Genomic DNA, 1,757 nt, shown 5'->3' on the forward strand with positions numbered 1-1,757 from the left:
GCAATGCACGCCGGTCAGGGTGCCGATCGCGCCGCTTTCGACCAGCCGGCGGATCCGCCGGATGCCGGCGAGGTAGCGGCGGTTCTGGATGATCGCATGCACCCGGCCGGCCGCCTTCGCCGCCGCCGCCATGTCGCGCGCTGCCGCCATGCTGTCGGCCATCGGCTTCTCGCTCAGCACGTGGCAGCCATGGGTGAAGCCGGCCAGAGCCACGTCGCGGCGGGCGCCGGGCACCACCACGTCGAACAGCAGATCGGGCTTCAGCCGGTCGAGCAGGGCGGGCAGGTCGGTGCCGACCTCTGCATGGGTCAGCCCGAATTCCGCAGCGCGGGACCGCGCCCGATCCAGGTCCAGGTCGACCAGGCCGACGATCTCGAGACCGTCGATTTCGGCCGCCGCGCTGAACCAGGCGCGGCTCATGGCGCCGCATCCGACGAGGATGACTCGCACTTGGTTTCGCTCCCCTGGTCTCGGCCACTATTTCTCGGCCGAACGTATGATTGTGTCGCCGTAAACGTTTACGATAGACGTTGTGATATTGATGTCGGACAATTCGGGCTGTCAATCGGCTTGTGGCGTGGCCCGGTGGTTCGGTTGCACTCTGTCGCCGCCGGAGGGAGAGAATCGCTTGGGGATCCGCGAGCTTGCGAAGCACCTGAACATTTCGATCGGGACCGTCTCCCGCGCCCTCAACGGTCGCGGCGACGTGAACCCGGAGACGCGGCGCCGGGTGCTGGCGGCGGCGGCGGAGCTCGGCTATTCGCCGAACCAGTCCGGCCGCAGCCTGCGCCAGGGGGCGACCAATGCGATCGCCTTCATGCTGCAGACCTACAGTGGCGCCGAACTGTATGGCGAGCCGTTCTTCATCGGTCTGTTCGACGGGGTGCAGGAGGTGCTGGCCCGGCACGGGCTGGACCTGATCGTGCTGCTGAACAGGCCGGACGGCGACCATGAGGCGCAGCTGCGCCGGGTGGTCGAACGCCGCCTGGCCGACGGCATCCTGATCCCCTGGACCCGGCGGGTCGACTCGCGGCTCGACTATCTGATCCAGCGCGGTTTCCCTTTTGCCGCGCTGGGCCGCAGCCAGTCCGGCGGCGACCATGCCTGGCTCGACCTCGATTTCGAACAGGCGGCGGATGTCGCGGTCGACCGGCTGGCCGGGTTCGGCCACCGCCGCATCGCGCTCGGCAATGCCGCACACGACCTGATGCACGGCCACGTCCTGCTCGAAGGCTATCGCCGTGCCCTGGCTCGGCATGGCATCGATTTCGACCCGGCGCTGGAGCAGTCCGAGGAGATGACCGAGGCCGGCGGCTATCGCTTGGCCGAGGTGCTGATCGGGCGCGGCGCCCTGCCGACCGCGCTGCTGCTGGGCAATGAGCGGATGGCGGTCGGCGTCTACCGCCGGCTGAACGAGGCGGGGATCCGGCCGGGCCGGGACATCGCTATCATCGGCGGGATGATCGACAGACCGGCCAGCCGCTTCCTGTCACCGGCCCTGACTTGCTTCCGGCTGTCGCTGCACGATCTCGGGGTGCGGCTGGCCGAGGCGCTGCTGGCGACCATGCCCGACCATGCCGAGGCCTATGGCGGCGGCGTGGTCCAGGCGCTGTGGCCGCTGGAGCTGGTGCCGCGCGAAAGCGACCTCATGAAGCTGGGCCGCTAGGGCCGGGCTGCTCAGCAAGGGGCCACTGCCCGCAACGCGACAAATCTCATGGTCGCAATCGGGCAACAAGACAAGCGTAGAATAGATCTTG

The 1,757-nt window shown here is 68.5% G+C and carries 2 protein-coding genes; one reads left to right on the forward strand and one right to left on the reverse strand.

From position 1 onward, the window contains the following. The coding region (locus AC3XYG_RS11935) for a Gfo/Idh/MocA family protein (protein WP_489140053.1) at nt 1-450 on the reverse strand (450 nt) is incomplete at its 3' end. Between the two features lie 178 nt (nt 451-628). Between AC3XYG_RS11935 and AC3XYG_RS11940 the strand changes: the two genes are divergently transcribed. Next, a complete protein-coding gene (locus AC3XYG_RS11940; protein ID WP_489140054.1) occupies nt 629-1,666 on the forward strand; it encodes a LacI family DNA-binding transcriptional regulator in 1,038 nt (345 codons plus the stop codon). The last annotated feature ends 91 nt before the right edge of the window (nt 1,667-1,757 follow it).

Source organism: Inquilinus sp., from assembly GCF_057815775.1.